Source organism: Gilvimarinus algae (assembly GCF_030518215.1).
Lineage (GTDB): Bacteria > Pseudomonadota > Gammaproteobacteria > Pseudomonadales > Cellvibrionaceae > Gilvimarinus > Gilvimarinus algae.
Genome location: NZ_JAULRT010000035.1, coordinates 211,066 through 232,755, shown reverse-complemented (window position 1 = coordinate 232,755; position 21,690 = coordinate 211,066). Strand labels below are relative to the sequence as shown.

General features: G+C 58.8%; 25 protein-coding genes. 13 read left to right on the top strand and 12 right to left on the bottom strand.

Features of this window, described 5'->3' with window-relative positions:
* The first annotated feature begins 30 nt into the window (after positions 1 to 30).
* A complete protein-coding gene (locus QWI16_RS04685) occupies positions 31 to 552 on the top strand; it encodes a hypothetical protein (RefSeq protein ID WP_302711594.1) in 522 nt (173 codons plus the stop codon).
* Between the two features lie 8 nt (positions 553 to 560).
* On the opposite strand, the gene QWI16_RS04680 is transcribed toward QWI16_RS04685, so the two are convergent.
* The 4 genes from QWI16_RS04680 to QWI16_RS04665 form a co-directional block, all read right to left on the bottom strand.
* Positions 561 to 1,043, bottom strand: a complete 483-nt coding sequence (locus tag QWI16_RS04680; RefSeq protein WP_302711593.1) for a nucleoside deaminase — start codon at positions 1,041 to 1,043, stop codon at positions 561 to 563.
* An 8-nt stretch (positions 1,044 to 1,051) separates the two neighbouring features.
* Positions 1,052 to 1,870, bottom strand: a complete 819-nt coding sequence (locus QWI16_RS04675; protein WP_302711592.1) for a response regulator — start codon at positions 1,868 to 1,870, stop codon at positions 1,052 to 1,054.
* Positions 1,871 to 1,966: 96 nt separating this feature from the next.
* On the bottom strand, positions 1,967 to 2,740 hold the full coding sequence (yaaA, locus tag QWI16_RS04670; protein WP_302711591.1) for a peroxide stress protein YaaA: 774 nt from the start codon (positions 2,738 to 2,740) through the stop codon (positions 1,967 to 1,969).
* Between the two features lie 16 nt (positions 2,741 to 2,756).
* Positions 2,757 to 3,233: a DUF4265 domain-containing protein gene (locus tag QWI16_RS04665; RefSeq protein ID WP_302711590.1), complete on the bottom strand. Its 477-nt coding sequence runs from the start codon at positions 3,231 to 3,233 to the stop codon at positions 2,757 to 2,759.
* Positions 3,234 to 3,325: 92 nt separating this feature from the next.
* Between QWI16_RS04665 and QWI16_RS04660 the strand changes: the two genes are divergently transcribed.
* The 6 genes from QWI16_RS04660 (at position 3,326) to QWI16_RS04635 (ending at position 8,519) form a co-directional block, all read left to right on the top strand.
* Complete coding sequence (locus QWI16_RS04660) at positions 3,326 to 4,615, top strand: M48 family metalloprotease (RefSeq protein WP_302711589.1); 1,290 nt, start codon at positions 3,326 to 3,328, stop codon at positions 4,613 to 4,615.
* Positions 4,616 to 4,765: 150 nt separating this feature from the next.
* Positions 4,766 to 5,305, top strand: coding sequence for a TRAP transporter small permease subunit (locus QWI16_RS04655; RefSeq protein ID WP_302711588.1), 540 nt, complete (start codon positions 4,766 to 4,768; stop codon positions 5,303 to 5,305).
* Positions 5,298 to 6,656, top strand: a complete 1,359-nt coding sequence (locus tag QWI16_RS04650) for a TRAP transporter large permease (RefSeq protein ID WP_302711587.1) — start codon at positions 5,298 to 5,300, stop codon at positions 6,654 to 6,656. The genes QWI16_RS04655 and QWI16_RS04650 overlap by 8 nt, the downstream gene beginning before the upstream one ends.
* A gap of 117 nt (positions 6,657 to 6,773) precedes the next feature.
* On the top strand, positions 6,774 to 7,166 hold the full coding sequence (locus QWI16_RS04645) for an acyl-CoA thioesterase (protein WP_302711896.1): 393 nt from the start codon (positions 6,774 to 6,776) through the stop codon (positions 7,164 to 7,166).
* 173 nt (positions 7,167 to 7,339) lie between these two features.
* On the top strand, positions 7,340 to 7,915 hold the full coding sequence (locus QWI16_RS04640; protein ID WP_302711586.1) for a cytochrome b: 576 nt from the start codon (positions 7,340 to 7,342) through the stop codon (positions 7,913 to 7,915).
* Between the two features lies 1 nt (position 7,916).
* A complete protein-coding gene (locus QWI16_RS04635) occupies positions 7,917 to 8,519 on the top strand; it encodes a YceI family protein (protein ID WP_302711585.1) in 603 nt (200 codons plus the stop codon).
* A gap of 189 nt (positions 8,520 to 8,708) precedes the next feature.
* Here the strand turns inward: QWI16_RS04635 and sodC are convergent, their stop codons facing one another.
* The 5 genes from sodC to uvrD form a co-directional block, all read right to left on the bottom strand.
* The gene (gene sodC / locus QWI16_RS04630; RefSeq protein ID WP_302711584.1) at positions 8,709 to 9,221 is read right to left on the bottom strand and encodes a superoxide dismutase [Cu-Zn] SodC; all 513 of its coding nucleotides are present in this window, start codon (positions 9,219 to 9,221) and stop codon (positions 8,709 to 8,711) included.
* 101 nt (positions 9,222 to 9,322) lie between these two features.
* A complete protein-coding gene (locus QWI16_RS04625) occupies positions 9,323 to 9,691 on the bottom strand; it encodes a hypothetical protein (protein WP_302711583.1) in 369 nt (122 codons plus the stop codon).
* 458 nt (positions 9,692 to 10,149) lie between these two features.
* Positions 10,150 to 10,530, bottom strand: a complete 381-nt coding sequence (locus QWI16_RS04620; RefSeq protein ID WP_302711582.1) for a hypothetical protein — start codon at positions 10,528 to 10,530, stop codon at positions 10,150 to 10,152.
* A 35-nt stretch (positions 10,531 to 10,565) separates the two neighbouring features.
* Positions 10,566 to 11,705, bottom strand: coding sequence for a TRAP transporter substrate-binding protein (locus QWI16_RS04615; protein WP_302711581.1), 1,140 nt, complete (start codon positions 11,703 to 11,705; stop codon positions 10,566 to 10,568).
* 97 nt (positions 11,706 to 11,802) lie between these two features.
* Positions 11,803 to 14,004, bottom strand: a complete 2,202-nt coding sequence (gene uvrD, locus QWI16_RS04610; protein ID WP_302711580.1) for a DNA helicase II — start codon at positions 14,002 to 14,004, stop codon at positions 11,803 to 11,805.
* Positions 14,005 to 14,199: 195 nt separating this feature from the next.
* Between uvrD and QWI16_RS04605 the strand changes: the two genes are divergently transcribed.
* From QWI16_RS04605 to gshA, 3 genes are all read left to right on the top strand, one after another.
* Entirely contained in the window at positions 14,200 to 14,745 is a 546-nt protein-coding gene (locus tag QWI16_RS04605; RefSeq protein WP_302711579.1) for a DinB family protein, read from the top strand.
* A 62-nt stretch (positions 14,746 to 14,807) separates the two neighbouring features.
* The gene (locus tag QWI16_RS04600; protein ID WP_302711578.1) at positions 14,808 to 15,134 is read left to right on the top strand and encodes a hypothetical protein; all 327 of its coding nucleotides are present in this window, start codon (positions 14,808 to 14,810) and stop codon (positions 15,132 to 15,134) included.
* Between the two features lie 30 nt (positions 15,135 to 15,164).
* On the top strand, positions 15,165 to 16,799 hold the full coding sequence (gene gshA / locus QWI16_RS04595) for a glutamate--cysteine ligase (RefSeq protein ID WP_302711577.1): 1,635 nt from the start codon (positions 15,165 to 15,167) through the stop codon (positions 16,797 to 16,799).
* Here gshA and QWI16_RS04590 read toward each other — a convergent pair.
* Positions 16,774 to 17,187: a flagellar basal body-associated FliL family protein gene (locus QWI16_RS04590; protein ID WP_302711576.1), complete on the bottom strand. Its 414-nt coding sequence runs from the start codon at positions 17,185 to 17,187 to the stop codon at positions 16,774 to 16,776. The two genes, gshA and QWI16_RS04590, sit on opposite strands and share 26 nt — an antisense overlap.
* Before the next feature lie 148 nt (positions 17,188 to 17,335).
* On the opposite strand from QWI16_RS04590, the gene rsd reads away from it, so the two are divergent.
* Entirely contained in the window at positions 17,336 to 17,797 is a 462-nt protein-coding gene (gene rsd / locus QWI16_RS04585; RefSeq protein WP_302711575.1) for a sigma D regulator, read from the top strand.
* A gap of 67 nt (positions 17,798 to 17,864) precedes the next feature.
* Entirely contained in the window at positions 17,865 to 18,857 is a 993-nt protein-coding gene (locus tag QWI16_RS04580; RefSeq protein WP_302711574.1) for a WD40 repeat domain-containing protein, read from the top strand.
* A gap of 58 nt (positions 18,858 to 18,915) precedes the next feature.
* Here QWI16_RS04580 and bamJ read toward each other — a convergent pair whose 3' ends face one another.
* Positions 18,916 to 19,680, bottom strand: a complete 765-nt coding sequence (gene bamJ / locus QWI16_RS04575) for a BamJ family beta-barrel-assembly machinery protein (RefSeq protein WP_302711573.1) — start codon at positions 19,678 to 19,680, stop codon at positions 18,916 to 18,918.
* A gap of 427 nt (positions 19,681 to 20,107) precedes the next feature.
* On the opposite strand from bamJ, the gene QWI16_RS04570 reads away from it, so the two are divergent.
* A complete protein-coding gene (locus tag QWI16_RS04570; RefSeq protein WP_302711572.1) occupies positions 20,108 to 20,968 on the top strand; it encodes a hypothetical protein in 861 nt (286 codons plus the stop codon).
* 130 nt (positions 20,969 to 21,098) lie between these two features.
* Here QWI16_RS04570 and QWI16_RS04565 read toward each other — a convergent pair whose 3' ends face one another.
* A complete protein-coding gene (locus QWI16_RS04565) occupies positions 21,099 to 21,617 on the bottom strand; it encodes a TIGR02444 family protein (protein WP_302711571.1) in 519 nt (172 codons plus the stop codon).
* Between the last annotated feature and the right edge of the window lie 73 nt (positions 21,618 to 21,690).

Below are 21,690 nucleotides of genomic sequence, written 5' to 3'. Positions count from 1 at the left end.
CTGATCGGCAGCAGTGCAACAGGTTATTCAGTGATTCAAGCCGCCTCTCCTTTTCTTGCCAACCCGCCGGCCTCGCCCCTTGCAGTGCGCGGCCCCGAGCGCGCTGAGCTCAACCGCGTTAACGCCCCGGAGCCTGTCAGCCGGCCTGTGGTGCAAACCGAACCCGCCCGGCGCGAGAGCGCCGATAGCCGTAAAAATATCGAGCGCATCGACGGCGAACTCTTGCAGGCCGACGGGCCTCAGTTGGATGCGCTGGTGGAGCTGTTTTTACAGCGAGCCGGTGAGCGCTCTGGGAGCGAGTCGGAGCAGCGGGCGGATGATCAGCGTTTTGCCGCGGTCTTTGACGGCCCGCGCCAAGCGTCGGAAAACTCGGGCTCTGAGGCTGTTTTTCGTTCTTCCCTCGGCTTTGGCGATTTGCGTTCGGCGCTCAGCTACTGGGAGTCGCTTCAGCCCCAGCGCGAAGACACTTCCAATCTGCCGGCCCCCATCGCCGCCTATCGGCAGGTGGAATCGGGTCCCACCCCCACTTTGGGCTTGTCGGCCTACGCTTAAGTACCGCCTCAATACAGGGTTTTATCGGCGAACGCCTGCCACTGCATAAAGGGCCGGTCGCTGTTGGGCAGGTGCATGTGGGTAAACGGTATCTGGCGTTCGGCGGCCGGCCTTGCGGCCTCGCGGTAAATCAACGAGTCGTCAAAACCGGCCGCGGCGGCCTGAGCCTGACTGGCCGCGTAGAAAACGCCGTCCAATCGCGACCAGTAAATGGCGCCCAGGCACATGGGGCAGGGCTCGCAGCTGGAATAGAGCTGCGCCCCGGTCAGCTGGTGGCTGCCGAGGGCTTTACAGGCCTTGCGGATGGCGGTCACTTCGGCGTGAGCGGTGGGGTCGCAGTCGTTAGTGACGCGGTTGTAGGCCTCGGCCACCACCCGGCCATCTTTGACCACCAGTGCGCCGAAAGGGCCGCCGCCGGAAACGGCGGCCTCAGTGGCAAGTTCGATACAGCGGTTGAGAAAGTGGCGGTGCTTTTCGGCGGGCGATTCCATACAGACGTTTATCGGCCTATCAGGTGAGAGAGCTGCTCGGCCTTGGCCGCGTCGTTATCGACAAAGCGCAGTTGAATTTTAACCAGTCGGCTGTCAGGGCGGGACTCGGCCGCGGCCAAGCTAGAGACATAGGCATTGAGCTGCAGCATGTCGCTACCGCCCTCGCGCCCTAGGTCCACCACTACCTGATCAAACAACCCAGGCAGGCCGTTGTCGCGGGCAATGGCGGCGCTCAGAGCCTGTAGGTTCAGGTCGCGAATGACACAGGCGACCGGCGGTTTGTTGCTGTCAAAGCGCAGTTGCGCCCTGAGCTTGTTCTTTTTTGCTGCGGCCGGCGCCGGTGCTCTCGGCGCGGCCTCCTGGGCGCCGCCGGTCAGGACATCCACCGAGGCAAAGGCCACGCCGCGGGCACCGCCGTTGCCTGAACTGCCAGCGCCATCGGGCAATTTGTCGACCCGTTTGAGCTGCTTTAACACCTTGCGGATCAGCTCTTCCGGGGTAAAGGGTTTGGTGATGTAGTCCGATACGCCCGCCTGCACCGCCTTAACCACATGGGCGCGATCGCCGCGACTGGAAATCATAATAAAAGGCGTACTCTCGTAGCGCTCATCAGAGCGCAGACTGCGCAGCAGCTCCTCGCCGCTTAGATTGGGCATCTCCCAGTCGGAGAGCACCAGGTCCATGGTCTGGCCCTTGAGCGTCGCCAGTGCGCGGCTGCCGTCGGGGGCTTCATAGACTTCGACGCCGGGCAGTTTGTCACGTAGGTGCTTTTTCACCATGTCGCGGATAAAGCTGGCGTCATCGGCCACTAAAATTCTCAGCGCCATTGCCGGCCCTCTGAAGTGTGTATCAGACTGAGCATAGCTGATTTTTCCGCCGCCAGCCTCTGCGTGCCTCCTGGTTTTGTCGCCACAAGGCCAGACTCAGCCTTGCTTGCGGGTAAAGACCCACTCGCGTTCTTTGGACATCTCCGGAGCAAAGCGGTAACCCTCGACGTCAAACGCCTGGATGTCCTGGGCCTTTTTCAGACGGTTCTGAATAATGTAGGCGCTCATCAGGCCGCGGGCTTTTTTGGCGAAAAAGCTGATGATTTTGTACTGGCCGTTTTTCCAGTCTTTGAAGACCGGGGTGATGATCTCGCCGTTGATCTGCTTGGGCTGGATCGCTTTGAAATACTCGTTGGAAGCGAGGTTGATCAGCGTCTTGCTCTTGATGTGCGCGAGCTGCTCATTGACCGCCTGGGTCAGCTTGTCGCCCCAGAACTGGTACAGGTTATCGCCGCGGCTGTTGTGGAAACGGGTGCCCATCTCCAGCCGGTAGGGTTGAATCAAATCCAGCGGCCGCAGCAGGCCGTATAGGCCTGAGAGAATGCGCAGGTGCTGTTGGGCGAAGTCGAAATCCCGCGCCTTAAAGGTGTCGGCCGCCAACCCGGTGTAGACGTCGCCCTGAAAGGCCAGTGCCGCCTGTTTGGCGTTGGCCGGCGTAAAAGGCGTTTTAAACCCATGGTAGCGGTCGAAGTTGAGCGTGCCGAGTTTGTCGGAGATTTTCATCAGGCCGGAGATTTCCGCCGGCGACAGCTCGCGCAGCTCTTTGATCAGGGCGCGCGAGTCTTTGAGAAAGTCCGGCATGGTGTGCTTGTCAGTCACCGGGGCGGTGTCAAAATCCAGCGTTTTCGCCGGCGAAATTACAATCAACATAGAGGGGTCTCGTGAGTTACTCCGGTTTAAGCAGTTGCTGCCACCAGTTTAAGGGTGTCACGCCGTCGGCGGGATCGTAGACATTGCCGTACTGCCACATGGCCGTGTCGCTGTTGATGGGATTGAACACCTCTTCGATCGCGCTAAAGCCACAGCTGACGTGAATGCTGTAAATCAGCATACGCGGGGTTTCCATATCCAGATCGCCGCCAAGCTTGGCCACCGGGCCGTTCAACTGGTCGGCCAGCTGGCTGGCATCGTCTTTGCTGAAAACCCTGACGCTCAGGTTGCCGCTGTGTTCAATGATTTCAAACTCGCGCTTGTCCGGGTCGGCCCTGATAATATCGCCACTGGCGAGCCCCTTAACAAACGCCGGCGAGCGCACCAGTTGAAGAGTGTTGTCGGGTAGCATCTTGACCGGCAGCCGCTCGACCATGGGGTGGCCGTCGGGCTTGAGACCGGCGAACAGCTCGATCGCTTGCAGTGATTCCATGAAACCTCGGTGTCATTGTAAAAGCTACATTTTAAGTGACAGAACCGTGCGATTATAGGGGCTGTCTTCATAAACGACGATGGAGGAACCTTGTGAGCCAAGGTAAACAACGGTTGTTAATACTATTACTGACGCTGGCTGTGAGTGCGTGCAGCGTCAATCCCGTTACCGGACAGAAAGAGCTGACGCTGATGTCGCCGGAGCAGGAGGTGGCCATTGGCAAGCAACAGTATGGCCCCAGTCAGCAATCTCAGGGTGGGCGTTATGTGGTGGACCCGGATCTCAACGCCTATGTCAGCCAAGTGGGGCAAAAGCTCGCCCGGGTGAGTGACCGCCCCGATCTGCCCTACGAGTTTGTCGTACTCAACAACAATGTGCCCAACGCCTGGGCTCTGCCCGGCGGCAAGATCGCCATCAACCGTGGCCTGCTGGTGTTGTTGGATGATGAGTCGGAGCTGGCCGCTGTGCTCGGCCACGAGATTGTCCACGCCGCCGCCCGGCACGGGGCCCAGCAGCAGACACAGGGCACGGCCCTCAATGTCGGCCTGGTCCTGGCCGGGGTGGCCCTGGCATCGCAAGACCATCAGGCGGCCGGCTTGGCGATGGGAGCACTGGGTGTCGGCGCCCAGGCCTGGCAGGCCCAGTACGGCCAGGGGCAGGAGCTAGAGGCTGACCGCTACGGTGTAGAGTATATGGTGCGCGCCGGCTACGACCCGCAAGGTGCTGTTGAGCTGCAAAAAACCTTTGTCGAACTCTCCGAAGGTCAGCAGGCCAGCTGGCTCGAGAGCTTTTTTGCCAGCCACCCGCCCTCGCAAAAGCGGGTTGAAGCCAACCAGCGCCTGGCGGCTGAACACAGTGGTGGTGTGCGCAATCGGGCCGAATACCAGCGCGCTATTGCCCAGCTGAAAGAAGACGCCGACGCCTACAAGGCCTATCAACAGGCGCTAAATGCGGCCTCCAAAGAAGACTATGCCGAGGCGCGCAAGCACAATGAAAAGGCTCTGAAGGCACAGCCAAAAGAGCCGCTGTTCTGGGAGATGAAAGGTCGGCTCGAAGCCCAGGAAAAAGACTTTGACGGCGCGGCTGAGGCTTTTGGCCGGGCCATCAGTGCCAACCCGGAATTCTTCCGCCCGTATGTCTATCGCGGTATGGCCTACAAACAGCTGGAAAAGCCCGACCAGGCAGCGGTGGATTTCCAAAAGAGTATGGATCTGCTGCCCACCCAAATCAGTGCCTACTATCTGGGTGAATACGCGCTGCAAAACGGCGACCGGCAAAAAGCCATTCAGTATTTTCAGCTGGCCGCCCAGGGGGGCGGAGAGATTGGCGAGGCCGCCCAGGCGCAGTTGCAACGCCTGCAGCAACAAGGCGCTGTTCAATAGACTCCCGGGCCCGTTAACGCCATTAGACTCCATGGCTGGAAACCCCTTTTGTTTCCAGCCATAACCTAACGCGCTGGAGGCGAGAGAGGCTGCCCGGTATACTGGGCAGCCTTCGAACGCCTATAACAATAAGGTCAGTGCCCCGGGTCTATGAATCCCTCCACGAATGACACTCAGCGCTCTGTGCGCCTGCTCTATTGGCTGGACGCTGTTACCGAATGGACCGGCCGGGCGGTGTCCTGGCTCACCCTGCTGATGGTCGTGGTCACCTGTGCGGTGGTGGTGGTGCGCCGATTTCTCGGGCTGGGCTCCATTGGCTTGCAGGAGTCGGTGATCTACATGCACGCGGCGGTGTTTTTGCTCGGCGCCGGCTTTGCGCTAAAACACAGTGAACAGGTACGTGTGGATATTTTCTACCGCCGCTTTTCGCCGCGCGCCCGCGCCTGGGTGGATGCTCTGGGTACCTTGGTGTTTTTACTGCCGCTGTGCGGTTTTGTGGCGGCCATCAGTTGGTCTTTTGTGCTCGGCTCCTGGCAGGTGGGTGAAATTTCAACCGACGCCGGCGGCCTGCCCTACGTCTACCTGCTCAAATCACTGATTCTCGTGTTTGCCGCGAGCCTGACCCTGGCGGCACTGGCCGAGTTGCTGCGTGCGCTCTGTGTGCTGGTGTGGGAGCCCGTCCGTGATTGAGTATTTGCCCCTGATTATGTTCGCGGTGGTGTGCTTGGCTTTGATGCTGGGCTACCCGGTGGCCTTTACCTTGGGTGGTGTCGCCCTGCTCTTCGCCGGCGGCGGCATCGTTGCTGGCACCTTTGACCCGGCCCTGCTGCTCACCTTTCCGGGCCGGTTGTACGGCATCATGAGCAACTACACGCTGGTGGCCGTGCCCCTGTTTGTGTTTATGGGGGTGATGCTGGAAAAATCCCGCCTCGCCGAAGAGCTGCTGGACAACATGGCCCGCGCCTGCGGCCGGCTGCCCGGAGGGCTGGGCCTGTCGGTGATTCTGGTGGGTGCGCTGCTCGCGGCAAGCACCGGTATTGTCGGCGCCACGGTGGTGACCATGGGGCTGATGTCGCTGCCCACCATGCTGCGCCACGGCTATCAGCCAGCGCTGGCCACGGGCACGATTTGCGCTACCGGTACTCTCGGCCAGATTATCCCGCCTTCCATCGCGCTGGTGTTGCTTGGCGACGTGCTCTCCAGCGCCTACCAGCAGGCGCAACTGCGTCTCGGGGTGTTAAATCTGCAGACGGTGTCCGTGGGCGATCTGTTTGTCGGCGCGGTGATCCCCGGGCTGATGCTGGTGGTGCTCTACATGCTCTATGTGCTGTTTGTTGCGGGCACCCGGCCAGAGCGAGCGCCGCGCGCCTGCTTGAGCGATGATGAAGAGCCTGTCTCGCGCAGCCGTTTGCTCCTGTCCCTGGTGCCGGTGCTGGTCCTGATTACCCTGGTGCTCGGCTCTATTTTGCTGGGCATTGCCACGCCCACTGAGGCGGCGGGTGTGGGCGCGGCCGGTGCACTCATGTTGGCGGCCTGCAAACGCCAGCTGACGCGCGCGCGGCTGGTGGACGTGATGCGCAGTACCACCCGCGTCAGCGCCATGATTTTTACCATTTTGATCGGCGCATCGCTGTTCTCATTGGTGTTTCGCGGCTTTGGTGGCGAGGAGTTGGTGCACCAACTGTTCTCGCAAATGCCCGGTGGCGTGGTGGGCGCTACCCTGGTGGTGATGCTGGTGATTTTCCTGCTGGGCTTTATTCTCGATTTTATCGAAATCACCTTTGTGGTGGTGCCCATTGTCGGGCCGGTGCTACTGGCCATGGGGGTGGACCCGGTGTGGCTGGGCATTATGATTGCCATTAACCTGCAGACCTCCTTTCTGACCCCGCCGTTCGGCTTTGCACTGTTCTACCTGCGCGGTGTGGCGCCCGAGTCGGTGCCCACCAGCGCGATCTATCGCGGCGTTGCGCCCTTTATTGCCTTACAATTACTATTGCTACTGGTTCTGGCGATCTGGCCGTCCTTGGTCACTTGGCTCTAATTGGGCCCGGGTTGCGGAACTGCTCTTTAATGCACCTGTCGTTAAAGTGATTTAACATTTCCTGTATTGACCACCTCGCCTCTGCGGCGTCCACAAGCTAAGGTATACAACATGGCCATGCACGGTCTGGACGATGATCCCACCCCCAATGGTGTACTCACCCTGCAAACCCTTTCCATGCCCTCCGATACCAATCCCTACGGGGATATTTTCGGTGGCTGGCTGATGTCGCAAATGGATATTGGCGGTGCGATTCTCGCGCAGGACGTTGCCCGCGGCCGGGTCACCACCGTGGCGGTGGGCAGCATGGTGTTTTTGCGGCCGGTGCCCGTGGGTGCTACCGTGAGTGTCTACGCCGAAGAGGTGGAGGTCGGGCGCTCATCCATCCGTATAATGATCGAGGTGTGGATCAAGGATCATCGCAACGGCGAAACCGCCAAGGTCACCGAAGGCGAGTTCGTGTACGTGGCGATTGACGACAATGGTCGCACCCGGCCAGTCAACCGCTAGTCGGTGGTCGCTAATATTTGTTAAGCGGGCCAGCGAAACCTGGCCCTGGTTGGCAAAACTGACGAAAAGCGTCCAGGTTCTTTTGAGCTTGGCTTTTTTCTCACACTTCTTAACGTCAGCCGGCGGCGAGCTCTGATAGCGTAGCCATACTGCCAAGGCAAGGAACGGCATCTATGTTAAAAGACAATGCGCGGGGCTACGGGTTAATAACCATTATCGTTCACTGGGTGAGCGTCCTGGCCATCGTCTTTCTATTTGGCCTCGGGCTGTACATGACCAGCCTCAGCTATTACGAGCCCTGGTATCACAAAGGCCCGTCATTGCACGTCAGCATCGGCTTACTCTTGGCGATACTGACCCTGGCCCGACTGCTCTGGCGGCTGTTCAGCCGCAGCCCCGACCCGCTGCCAAATCACTCGTTATTGATTCGCTTTGCCGCGACCAGTGCCAAGGTGGTGCTCTACGCCCTGATTTTTACGGTGCTCGCCACCGGATACCTTATTACCACGGCCGAGGGCAAAGGGCCTGACATCTTTGGCTGGGTCACCTTTCCGGTACTGGTGGAGCTCGGCGCTGACAATGTGGATCTTGCCGGGGAGATTCATCTGATTTTCGCCTGGGCGATTATCGTGGTGGCGGCCTTGCACGGGCTGGCCGCGTTGGTTCATCACTTTGTGATCCGGGATAAAACACTCGTGCGTATGTTAAAGCCTGTTAAAACTTCTACCGATTCTCATCAAGGAGATTGATATGAAAGCTCTGCACCGCTCACTCAAGACCGCTGTAGCAACCGCTGTACTGACGGGCGCCAGCCTGACCTCCGTCCAAGCCCTGGCGGCGGATTACGTTATCGACGCCAAGGGTGCTCACGCGTCCATCAACTTTAAAATCAAGCATCTGGGTTACAGTTGGCTGACCGGCCGCTTTAACGACTTCAGTGGCGATTTCAGCTACGACCCAGCCAAGGTGGAAGAGAGCAAGATCCACGTGACCATCGACACCACCAGCATCGACAGTAACCACGCCGAACGCGACAAGCACTTGCGCGGCAGCGATTTTTTGTCCGTGGATAAATTTCCGCAAGCCAAGTTTGTGAGCAAGCGCATCACCAACGTGGAAGATGGCGGTGAAGAGTTCGATGTTGTCGGCGACCTCACCCTGCACGGTGTGACCAAAGAAATCACCATTGAGGTGGAAAAAGTCGGCGAAGGTAAAGACCCTTGGGGCGGCTACCGCGCCGGCTTTGAGGGCGACACTGAAATCCGCCTGAAAGACTTTGGTATCGACTACGATCTTGGCCCGGCTTCGCAAGTGGTTGAATTGGAGCTGCACGTAGAGGGTATCAAGCAGTAGTGCGCTTTTGATGCTCCAGACATCTGGCGCTCTGGTTCAAAACAATCTGAGCATTTGAAGTAAAAACGAGGCCGGCTTTTTGCCGGCCTCGTTCGTTCTGTGGTTCCTGCTTTAGGCGCTAGAGGTTTAGAGTTAGCTTGCTGATGGCACTATCGCTTTGCAGAATTTTCAAAATAACGTTTCAAAAAGCTACTTTATTTCACCGCAGGCAACGCGACTGCCGCCACCGCCGAGCGGCTTGGGCAGGTCGGAATAATTGTCCCCGCCTTCATGTAACATCAGCGCGCGACCTTTTAGGTCCTCCGGTTTGATTTTGGGGGCCAGCACCGGCTGAGTGGCCTTGCCGTCCTCGCTGACGTAAAGCGCGGGCAGATCACCCAGGTGGCCCTCGCTCCAAGGTGGCGCGTGGTTGCCGTGGCCTTTGGGGTCGTAGTGGCTGCCGGCGGCGCCGGCGGCTTTGCCATCCTTGGGCTCACAGCTTGGGTGCTCATGCACATGAAAGCCGTGCGCGCCCGGCTCAAGGCCAGACAAGTCCGGGGTGAACACCGTGCCGTGCTCGGTCTCGTGCACGCGGATCTGACCCAGCTTGTCGCCAACGCCATCGCTGTCTACGGCGTAAATGTCAACATTGAGTGCGGCGCTGTAGGCGAAAGCCGGCGCCGCCAGGCTGGCAAAAAGGAGTGTTCGTAGAGTGTGTTTCATCGCAAGTCTCCCGATAGAGTAAATGTATCGGGAGGTGACGCAAAGGTTGGGCCAACAACTGTTTGTTCCAAGGATGGCATAGATTTTAAATTTTATTCCTCTTAAAACTCGATGATGCCGCCTCTAGGAGAAACCCTAATAAATTGTTCGCCATTTCTCTTTAAAAAGAAAAGGTAGGTTTTGTTCTTTTCAAGTGGTAGGTTTGAAACCTTAGTACCTTGGCAGACGGGTAGGCTAATGGACCCGACGCTGAGCCCTCGGAGATTCTCAATAACCTCTATTTTGGATTCATAGTAACGCTCATTACACTGCCAGGGCTTTATTAGTTCATCGTGATTTTCGACGACCCGCCCAATAAAGATGTGAGATGCGGTTTTGGCAATAGTGACATTATCCATCTCGGGCATTGTTGTCGCCATGCTGTGTAGTGGAAGTAAGCTTAGCGCTATCGCCAACAGTAAATATTTCATGGAAGTTACCATCCTTCTGGTGCGCTCGCTGAAGCATTGAAGCCTTTCTCCTTCAGTAGGCGCAGTTTTTTTGAATCTTTCACTAGGCATATGCCTTCATGCCCTATGGCGCACGCCACCCAGTCATTGCTGTCCATCGGATAGAGACAGACAGAGTCCACAGAGCTTATTAATTCGGAAGAGAATCGATGCAAGTAAGAAATAAGAGAGGGTTTCGCTTTTATCGGGTTGGAGTGATACGGGATAAAACCGTCTGAGTACTCGGTGACGGGCTTAAGGGCGCTCCTGCTAATCCCAGTGTTAAAAATGGGAATGGTTTGGCAAGTTGTTTCCGGGTAGTACCACAAAACCAATTGGTATGGTTCTTGGGCGGCAAAAAGTTCGATGAGTTGAAGCTGCCTTTTTAGCCCAGATTCTTGGATGTAAATCATGACACCTATCGATTTCTCAATTTCAACTTATCCACCAATAATGGCGTTGAGATGGATTGTTGGAAAATAATACGCCCAAAAAAGAATGGCGGGCACACAAGAGAAGGGCAGCCCTGCGGTGAACCATAATGCCGCCTCAATTTTAGCGCTTTTCCCTTGCTTAATTTTATGCTGGACAAAAACCTTGGTGTGCGGATTGGGGAAGGTATTGAAGGGATAGCTCCGAATGGCTATCCAAAGAAAGTAAAGTGATGCCGGCCAAAACATTAGGCCGAAGTAGGCGAGTGCCCAAAATGGGCGCTCTTGAAAGGATACAATCCCGAGCGCCCAAAGCCCAAACATCATCAGGGTCGTAAGAAGGTAACAGAATGTGAAGTATCTTCTCTTGTCTGTCGGGACTAAAACCATAGATGTTTTGCGAAGGCAGGCGGTTTTGTTGCCTGCTAGTCGCCCTCGCGCACCTGATAGTAAGCCTCTTCCGAGACTTTATGCCACTGCCCGGCTTTTGCTTTAAAGGCTTTGTAGGATTCCCACACCCGGGCGAACATGGCGTTTTGTTCGGCCTGCTCGATAAAGACCTGTTCTGTCATTGTGCGCAACTCGTTCAGTACTTCATCGGGCAGGCGCCGCAGTTGTACACCGTGTTGCTCCACCAGGGTCTTGAGGGCGGCGTTATTAGTGGCGGTGTATTGATCCAGCATATCCTGGTTGGCAGCGCGAGCGGCGTAGGTGACTATGGCCTGTAAGTCGGCGGGCAGCTTTTCAAAGGCCGGTTTGTTAACCAGCAGTTCCAGGGTGGAGCCGGGCTCGTGCCAGCCGGGGTAGTAGTAATAGCGCGCCACGTCCTGAAACCCAAAGGCGAGGTCGTTGGCCGGGCCGACCCATTCGGCGGCGTCGATCACGCCGGTTTGCAGTGCGGTGTAGAGCTCGCCGCCGGGGATATTGACGCTGGTGCCGCCGGCGCGGTTAAACACTTCACCGGCAAGGCCCGGGATGCGCATTTTCAGGCCCTTGAGATCGGCGAGGGTATTGATCTCCTTGTTAAACCAGCCGGCCATCTGAATGCCGGTGTTGCCGGCGGCAAAGGGGATGATGTTAAACGGCTCGTAGACCTCGCGCCACAGTTCCAGGCCGCCGCCGTGGTGCAGCCAGCCGTTCATTTCCTGGGCATTCATGCCAAAGGGCACGGTGGTAAAAAACTGGGTGGCCGGGGACTTGCCGCGCCAGTAGTAGGCTCCGCCGTGACCCATTTCCACGCTGCCGGAAGAGACGGCATCAAACACGCCCATGGCGGGGACAATTTCGCCGGCGCCGTGTACGTGAATGATGAGCCGCCCGCCGCTCATTTGCTCAACCATTTTGGCAAATTCTTCGGCGGTGGTGCCCAGGCCCGGAAAATTTTTCGGCCAGGTGGTGACCATGCGCCAACGGTAGTGCTGTTGCTCGGCGGCGGCGCCTTCGCTTTGCGCGCTGCCGAACTGCTTGGCGTTGCTCATTACCAGTGCGGCAAAAAGAGCGACGCTGAGCGCCACCAGGGCCAGGATGATCAGGGGCGTGAGATTAACTGAGCGAGCGTTTGTCATGGTGTGGTTTTATTGTTTTGGGTTAGAGGCAAAATGATAGCACGGGGCATTGCTATAGCGTGTGGCAGGCACCCGGTGCCGGGCGCCTGAAGGAACATTAAACCGCCTCGAGCTTGGCGTATTGCATCACCAGCCACTTAGTGCCTTCGTTGTCAAAGTTGATTTGCACCCGGGTGCTGGCGCCCGAGCCCTCGAAATGGACGATGATGCCCTCGCCAAATTTTTTGTGTGTCACCCGCTGGCCGAGGCGAAAGCCGGTGTCTTCGCCCGAATCTGACAGGCGCAGACCCGCGCCGCCGGCGCGGCGCTCACCGCGACTTTGCAGCCGCGCCGGGCGAGAGATGGTGCTTTTGATGCGCACCTCTTCGAGGTATTCGTCCGGGATTTCTTTGACAAAGCGAGACACGGCATTAAAGGTTTCACCGCCGTGCAGACGGCGCGTCTCAGCGTAACAAAGGTAGAGCTTTTCCATGGCCCGGGTAATGCCTACGTAGGCAAGGCGACGCTCTTCTTCCAGCCGGTCCGGGTCCTCGATGGACATTTTATGGGGAAAGAGATTTTCTTCCACACCGGCCATAAACACCAGCGGAAACTCCAGCCCCTTGGCCGAGTGCAGGGTCATCAGCTGTACGGCGTCTTCAAACTCGTCGGCCTGAGCCTCGCCGGCATCGAGTGCGGCCGTGTCGAGAAACTGTTGCAGAACGGGTTCGTCCTCGTCCTCGGCATCGAAGACGCGGCAGGCGGTAATCAACTCTTCCAGGTTCTCGGCGCGTGCCTGGCCCTTTTCACCTTTTTCGTTTTTGTGAAACTCGTAAAGCCCTGTTGATTCCAGCACTGCCTCGGCAAAACGGTCCAGCGCCAGGTCGGCGCTTTTCTCGGTGAGAGCGTCAATCAGCTGAATAAACCCGAGCAGCGCGTTGCTCGCGCGCGCGCTGAGCAGTTTGTTTTGCACCATTTGCCCGGTTGCCTGCCAGAGCGAGCAGCCGTGCTCGCGGGCAAAAGCTCGGATGTCTTCCACCGTTTTACCGCCAATGCCCCGGGTGGGTGTGTTGATGACCCGCTCAAAGGCAGGGTCGTCGTCGCAGTTGGTGGCCAGGCGCATATAGGTGAGGGCGTTTTTGATTTCGAGCCGGTCGTAAAAGCGCTGGCCGCCATAGATGCGGTAGGCAATCCCCTCGCGCAGCAGGGCCTCCTCCAGTACCCGCGACTGGGCGTTGGAGCGGTACAGAATGGCGCAGCTGTTTTTACTCTGGCCTTTGCCAATCCAGTCGTTGATGCGCTCGACAATAAAGCGCGCCTCGTCCTGCTCGTTAAAGGCTGCGTACAGTGAGATGGGGTCGCCGTCGCTGCCGTCGGTCCAGAGCTCTTTGCCGAGGCGGCCAAAGTTGTTGGCGATGACCGCGTTGGCGGCACCCAGAATATTGGCCGTGGAGCGATAGTTCTGCTCCAGTCGCACCACGCGGGTCTCGGGGTAGTCCTCTTCAAAGCGGCGGATGTTTTCCACCTTGGCGCCGCGCCAGCCGTAAATGGACTGGTCGTCATCGCCAACGGCGGTGACGAAGCAGGCCTCGCCTGCCAGCACCCGCAGCCAGGCGTATTGTACGGAGTTGGTGTCCTGAAACTCGTCCACCAAAATAAACGGGAAGCGGCCCTGGTAGTGGGACAGCAGGGCCGAGTTGTTGAGCCACAGCTCGTGGGCGCGCAGCAATAACTCGGCAAAGTCCACCAGGCCGCCGCGCTCGCAATCCGCCTCGTAGGCGCGGTAGACCGCCGCCATGGTGCGGATAAACGGATCGGCGCTCTCCTGCAGGTGCTTGGCGCGCAAGCCTTCGTCTTTTTGGCCGTTGATAAACCACTGGGCCTGGCGCGGTGGCCAGCGCTCAGCATCCAGCCCCAGGTTTTGGTAGACGCGCTTGATCAGCCGCAGTTGATCGTCGCTGTCGAGAATCTGAAAGTTCTGCGGCAGCTTGGCGTCTTTCCAGTGAGCTTTGAGCAGCCGGTGAGCCAAGCCGTGAAACGTGCCCACCCACATGCTGCGGGTATTGATGGGCGTGCCCGCCTCGCGAAACAGCTCGTCCAGGCGGGCGCGCATCTCCTTGGCGGCCTTGTTGGTAAAGGTCACGGCCAAAATACTGTAGGGGGAAACGCCCTGGGTCTGCACCAGCCAGGCGATGCGGTGCACCAGCACCCGGGTTTTGCCGCTGCCGGCGCCGGCCAGAATCAGCTGGTTGCCGGGCTCGGCGGTAACGGCCTCGAGCTGGGCGTCGTTAAGGTTGGCGACGAGTTCAGGTGCTTGCATGGGAGACTTCTGTATCTGCAGGGCCTGGGCACCGGGCTTGTGCTCTTGCGATGACAAAACTTAAAACACAAACGGTGTGCGCAGGCCCGGGTTTGTTGTATGGTCGACACGCCCGGGCGCGCTCGTTGACCGGCAGGATAACATTTTACTGTAAATTTACCCAGTAACCCTGTCAGCACTGGAGAGACGAATATCATGGAGCCACTGACGCATTGCCGCTTGCTGGCGCTGTACAACCTGCGCATGAACCGCCAGGTCTATGGCGCGGCCGCTGGATTGGACGAGGCCACCCTGGCCGAGCCCGCGGGCGCCTTTTTTGGCTCTATTCTCGGGACACTCAATCACATCTTGGTGGGCGATTTGCTGTGGTTGAACCGCTTTGCCGCCCACTCGCCGGCCTACACCAGCCTGATGCCCCTGGCGGAGCTGCCGCGTCCCACCCGGCTCGACGAGCTGCTCTACGATCGCTTTGGCGCCTTGTCGTCGGCGCGCGCGCTGGTGGATGAGGCCATAGTGCACTGGAGCGCCGATGAGCTCGCCGCCGCCGATCTCGACCGCCCGCTCGCCTACCATAACAGCAAAGGCGAGCCCGCCACGCGGGATTTTGGCGAGCTGCTGATGCACTTTTTCAACCACCAGACCCATCACCGCGGCCAGGTCAGTACACTGCTTAACCAGCGCGGTGTGGACATCGGTGTTACGGACTTTCTTATCGATATTCCCCAGGTGGGCGGCGCTTGACTCTGCGCCACAAGGCCCCATTATGGCGGGAAGTACGCAAGCTGTTACACGGTTAGAGGTTTATGTCTGAGGTTTATATTATCCAGAATCAGGACAAGCTGTTTTTGAGCAAGCAGCGCGCCTGGCTCGATGGCCGCGACCCGGCCAGTCTGTACCGCAGCGCCCATAAAGACGAAGCGGTCAACGAGAAGTTTGAAGTCAACGCCAAGGATTACTCCCAGCGGGTAAGCTTGGTAAGGTGCCCGCTCAACGAGCGCGGCCAACCGCAGATCGACCCGGACATTTTGCCGCCGCCGCAGCCCAAAGCCAGCCAGTCCCTGTCTCTGGCGCTGGATGAGGCGGGTACCGACAGCGAGCCCGGCGCGGCAGCACCGGCCGAGAGCCAGTAAAGGGCCCAGGGCCCCACAGAGGACAACGTTTTGTCACAATTTGACGCGCACCTGGCGGCCTTTGCCGCACCTGCGGCCAATGGCACTTTGCGCGGTATTTTGCGCGGAATCGAGAAAGAGAGCCTGCGGGTAACGCCCGAGGGTCGCCTGGCGCAAACGGACCACCCGGCCGGGCTCGGCTCGGCGCTGGCCCATCCGCACATCACCACCGATTACTCCGAGGCGCTGCTGGAATTTATCACAGAGCCCTCGGCGTCCATCGAGGCCGTGCTCGGCCAGCTGGATGACATCCACCGCTACACCTACGGCCAGCTCGAGAGCGAGCACCTCTGGCCGGGCAGTATGCCCTGTGTGCTGGCGGGCGACGATTCTATCCCCGTGGCCCGCTACGGCAGCTCCAACAGCGGCGCCATGAAAACCATTTATCGGCTCGGGCTCGGCCACCGCTACGGCCGCGCTATGCAGACCATTGCCGGTGTGCATTACAACTTCTCGCTGCCGGATGAGTTCTGGCACGAGCTGGCAAGGCTGGAGGGCACTGAGCAGAACTTGCAGTCGTTTAAAACCGACAAGTACTTCGCCCTGATCCGTAACTTTCGCCGCTATTTCTGGCTCTTGCTCTACCTGTTTGGCGCGGCGCCGGCGGTGTGCCGCAGCTTTGTGCGCGGGCGCAAGCACGCGCTTGAACCTCTGGGACAGGACGAAAACACCCTGCACGCTCCCTACGCTACCTCGCTGCGCATGGGGGACCTCGGTTATCAGAGCGACGCCCAGCAGTCGCTGATTGTCTGTTACAACAACCTGGACAACTACCTGCAGACGCTCTGTGGTGCCATTACCCGCCCGCATCCGGCCTACGAGGCCATTGGCCTGAAAGACGCCGAGGGGCACTATCAGCAACTCAACACCAGCCTGCTGCAAATCGAGAACGAGTTCTACAGCACCATTCGCCCCAAGCGCACCGCCAAGTCCGGCGAGACCGCGCTCCAGGCGCTGCGGCTGCGCGGCGTGGAGTATGTGGAAGTGCGCTGCGTAGACCTCAACCCCTTTGAGCCTCTGGGTGTGTGCAGCGAGCAGCTGCATTATCTGGATGCCTTTTTGCTGTTTTGCCTCTTGCAGGACAGCCCGCTCACCGGCGATACCGAATACCTGGGTCTGCAGGAAAACCAAAAGCGGGTGGTCTATAGCGGCCGCGACCCGGCCCTGAAGTTAATGGTCAACGGCGGTGAAGTGAGCGCGCGGGAGTGGGCGAGCCAAGTACAACAGGGTGTTTTGTCCTGTGCCCGCCTGCTGGACACTGCCTGTGGCGGCAGCGCCTATGAGCAGGCTCACGCCGAGGCGCAGCGCAAGTTGGCGGGCGAGGCCTCAACGCCAGCGGATCGGGTACTGCAGGTATTACGTGACAAGCAGCAAACCTACTACGCCTTTGCCATGGAGCTGGCGCAGGCGCACAGTGCCCATTTTGCCGGCCGCCCCCTGGAGGCCGAGCGCGAGGCGCACTTCAAGGCCCTGGCCGAGCAATCGATACGACAGCAGACAGAGGTGGAGGCGGCCGATCAACTCAGCTTTGACGCGCATCTGGCCGCTTACTACGCTCAGTACCGCGACTGCGCCAACTGCGGCTGCGAGCCGCAGGCGGCTATTTCTGCACAATCAGGTTGTTAAAGTAGATCTCGAGCACATCGTTGGCGCTCTGCTCGGTTTCGAGCAGAGCGATGATCTCTTCCTTAGCGGTTTCGCGCAGCTGCTCCACGCCCTGCTGAGTGGTAATGGACTCTTCGCTCTGCCGGGAAAACAGCATCACCATAGCGTTGCGCAGCAGCGGCATATGATGGCGCACTGAAGCGGCCGTGTGTACATCGTTGACACGCACACTCAGCTCGGTCTTAAGGTACTTGAGGCGACCAGTGCCGCCGTAGTTGACGACAAAAGGCGGTTGCATGGGGATGTAGATGGAGCCTTCCACCGAGCCTTCTTGATCGTCCTGGGCCCAGGACGCCGCACCCGCCAGAAGCAGCAATAAGGCGAGAGTGCCTCGTGTTAAACATTTCATGGGTGTGTCCCGTTGTGACCTTATTGGCCAGCATAACGCGAGCGCTCAAAGACGGCAACGCAGCCGGGCGCAAAGCCAAAGGTCATGTTAAACTGGCCGGACCCCTGATTAGGGGGTTATAAAAGTAAGCACCCTCAGGGGAATATTTATGCTGGAAAATTGTCAGGACGCCAAAGAGCGCTGGGGCGGCGTCAGTCAGATTATTGATCGCTGGCTGGCAGAGCGACAGGAGATGCTGGTTAAATACTGCGCTCTGTCGGACACCAAAGGTCAGGATGACGAAGCTCGTGGCGACAAGCTCAAACGGCTGTGTGAGATCATGGTGGACTATGTCTCTGCCGGCCACTTTGAAGTCTATGATCAACTGCTGCAAGAAGGCCGGGATTTTGGGGACGATAAAGCTCTGAAGGCCGGTGCCGAGTACTTTAAAACGGTGGATGGTACCACCGAAGAAGTGCTCGATTTTAACGACAAATACCAGGAGACGGATGACCTGACGAGCCTGGATGCAGACCTCTCGCGCCTGGGTGAAACTCTCGAAGCGCGCTTCAGTGCGGAGGATCGTATGATCGCCGTGCTCCACGAAGCCCACCGGGACAAAGTCGAGTAAGGCTCCGGCACCCGCTGCTCAGCGGGTGCTACACTTGCCGTGACAATCCATTTGGCGCGGCAACACCATGATTAAACCTCCTGTCTGGCTTTTCTTTTCTCTGCTGCTTTCCCTGCCGGCCCTGCTGTCCTGTTCGCCCGATCCGGGGCCGAGTGCTGAGTTGGAAGTGGCTGCCCGCAGTGTACAGAGCGGCGCACTCGCGCCTGATGGCACTCAGGCTGTGATCGGTTCGGTCTATCACGGCGGCAGCTTTTGGCAGCTTGCGGAGCGCGAGCGGCTGTTTAACTGGAACCACAGCCAGAGTGACATGACCCTGTTGTTGGCCACAGCCATTTCGCCCGATGGTGGCTGGGCGGCAACGGTTGATGAGCAGTCGCTGGTACTTTGGAATACCCGTGAGGGCCAGGCTGCCGGTTTTTGGCGCATTCCCGCCGAAGTCCTGTCGGTGGCGCTCGGGCGCTACGGCAATGTTGCGCTGCTGGGCCTGGGTGACGGTCGCGGAGCGCTTTACGACGTGCGCGGCGGCGGTATTTTTCGAAGTTTTGCCCACGAGGGCCGGGTCAATGACGTGGCGGTGAGCGACGATCTCAGTGTGACGCTCACCGGCGGCGAGGACTTTCGCGTTAAGGTCTGGGATACCCAGACCGGCGAGCTGCGTTTTGAGCGGCTCTACAACGAGCCGGTGCAGGAGGTGGCGCTGAGCGGGGATGGCCGGCGCGCCCTGGCGGCCGCCAAGTACGACCGGGTTGAGATTTTCACCACTGACACCAACCAGAGCCTATGGCAATTGCCGTTTGCGAATGAGCGTGTCAAACGCGGTTTGAACATCACGGCGGCGCGCTTTTCCGACGACGCCACCTATCTGCTCACCGGGCGCCCGGACGGCCTGGTGCAGCTGTGGGACATCGATGGCCAGAGCGAGGTCTACCGCTGGCAACTGCCCAAACGCAAGCAGTGGCAGCCCTCGGCTACGGCGGTGATTGACATCAGTTTTACCGACGACCCCAACCGCTACCGCGCCATCAGCAGCAACGGTTTTGTCTACACCCTGACGTACTAGCAGGCACAAAAAAGCCCCCGTCTGTTGCCAGGCGGGGGCTTTTCCTTGAGCCGGCGATTTACTCTTCGCCAGCCTCAGCGTCTTGCGCTTCGGCCGGTGCATCAGCCGGTTCAACTTCCAGCAGTTCAACCTGGAAAATCAGCGTGGCGTTGGGCGGAATGCCGTGGTTGCCACCGGGGCCGTAGGCCAGATCTGACGGAATGTAGAGCTCGTATTTGGAGCCGGTTTCCATCAACTGCAGGCCCTCGGTCCAGCCGGAGATTACTTGATTCAGGGCAAAGGTCGCCGGCTGGTTGCGCTCGTAAGAGCTGTCGAACACGGTGCCGTCGATCAGCTTGCCTTCGTAGTGGACGGTGACGGTGTCTTCAGCTTTTGGCTTGATGCCGTCGCCCGCTTCCAGCACTTTGTACTGCAGGCCGCTGTCGGTGATCTCAACACCTTCTTTAGCGGCATTATCCGCCAGGAAAGCTTCGCCCTCGGATTTGTGCTTGTCGGCCAGCTCTTTCTGACGCTGCTGTTGCAGCTCCATTTGCTGCTCCTGGAAGGTCTGCATCACTTCCTGGATTTGCTCGTCGGTCAGGCGCTGCTCTTTGTCATCGCGCACGTCGGTCAGTGCCGCGGTAAAAGCTTCCACTTCAATCGGTACTTCGCGCTGCTTGAAGTTGCTGGCCATGTTCAGAGCGATGGCGTAGTTCACCTTTTGTTCCAAGGTTTCCAGCTGTACTTCCTTGGCAGTGTCTTGTTGAGAGTCGCCCTGGTTGCAGCCAGCGATCAGGGCCGCGGAGCAGAGCATGCCGGTCATCAGTAAACGCTTGTTAATCATAATCTACCTATTTTTCTTGGTGTATGGAACCTCTGCCCGGTAAGGGGCAGTGGCTGGCCGGGGCCTCCGGCCTGCAGGTACCTATAAAGAGCGCTCATAGTACCCTATCTTGAGCGCAGTGTGCGCGTTGGCGCGCATTGTGAACCCCCGGTGTGTGCGGTGGTCGTTAAAAAAGCGCCACCGCCGCTAGCAAGGGTATGGGCGCTCGTGGCGATTTCAATGGCGCAGCCGCCGCTTCTGTGCGCCAAAAGCAGAGGATAGGGGCAGGTCGACATCAACCAGCGGCCAGCTCACATTTCAGCGCGTGGGGGCGTACACTTTTTGAATAGATAGGTCTACAATGTTCAGCACAGAAAGTTCCCCTCTCCGACATTCAATTTTTTAGCTCACAAAGGGTTTTATTATGGCCGCCAAGAGGAAATCAGCCTTGTCTGTCGCGCAACTGGAAAAGGAAATCGCTTCGGTCAAGGCCAAGCTCAACAGCGAGCGGGAAAAGAGTGTAGCCGCCGCGAAGAAAGCCGTTGCCGCCGCCAGTAAAAAACTGGCCACCGAGAAAAAGAAATTGGTTGGCCTGCGCAGCCGTAAACAAGCCGCTGCCAAAGGGGCGAAAACCGCCGCTGGCAAAAAGCGTCTGGACAAAGCCTCGGCTGAACTCAAGGCGGCCCAGGCCAATGTAACAGCGCTCGACGCTAATCTGAAAACAGAGCGCGACGCCCTTGCCAGTGTGCAAACCGAGTTGGGCAACGCCCAGGCGTTTGCCAGGCTGCAGGCCAAGGCGGAGCGCGAGCTGGCCGCCAAGCAGAAAAAAGCGGCGAAGAAGACCCGCGCAAAAGCGAAAAAGCGTCCCGCGCGCAAGAGCCCTGCGACTGCTGATGCGGCTGTAGCGCCGAGTAAAGCGGCGCCCAAGAAAAAAGCGGCCGCCAAAAAGCGTCCTGCGGCGAACAAGGCGGTTGTAAAATCCAAACGCCCGGCTGCGAAAAAAGCCGCGACCAAGGCGACCTCAGCTCCGGCAGCAGAGTCGGCAACAAAAACCCTGGTAAAAAAAGCCGCGGCGAAAAAGCCAGCGGCGAAGAAGGCCGCTGCGAAAAGCGCCGCGAAGCCGGTAACGCCCGCAGCGGTACCGGCAGCGCCGCCGGCGCCCAAACCCGACTTGGCACCACAACCTCTTCCGAGCCATATGGGCACCCAGATGATTGAGCCGTCTGACTCGGACAAGCCCAAGGCCACGCCCGTGCCCGACGCCCCTGCGGCGCCGAAAACCGGCGGCTTGTTTGACGAAGATTTTTAACGGCGCCTGACAACCCAAAAGCCCCGCAAGGGGCTTTTTTTTGTCTGTGATTTATCGGGGTCTAGAGAAAAAAGCCGGGGCTTGATGCACCCTCTGGCTCGCCCCAAGTGTCGGGTGTTCCGTGCCCGGTTTACACCAATTCCTCGCCTTGTCGACCCTCAGATTTGTTCATAACCTCAATGGCCTGGCGAAGCTGATGCGCAATGCGCTTCTGCTCGGCCGCCGCTACCGAGAGTCTCTCCAGATACCGGTTGAAATACGTCAGCGCCGGATTGGGCGGCAACAGGGGTGATGGCGCAGCCTGTGACTGGCGCAGCAGCCATTGGCGCTCGGCTTCGAGTTCGGCGCCTTTGATCTGCTCGCGCAGCGCATGCTCGGGCTCGGTTAATGCTGTGTTGGCTTTCATCCAGCGGCGCGCCTGCCTGAGTGGCTCAACGACGTGGCGCTGCCACTGCTCGCTGGTCTTGTACAGGCGGGTCAATGCGTCGGCCTCGAGCTCGCGCCCGGTGATGTCAAACCAGATGAGCACCAGGGCCAGGGGAATGTGCATGTCCGCCGCGTCTTGCAGCGACAGCAACAGTGGCTCGACACCGGCTTGGCGGTACAGTGACTGGCAAAAAGGCCAGAGTTCGCTTTCTACGCAATGCATATCGGCTGTCACTTGGTGGGTTGGTGGTGCGACGAAAATAGTGCAAATTGCCCAAACACACCATAGAATGCGC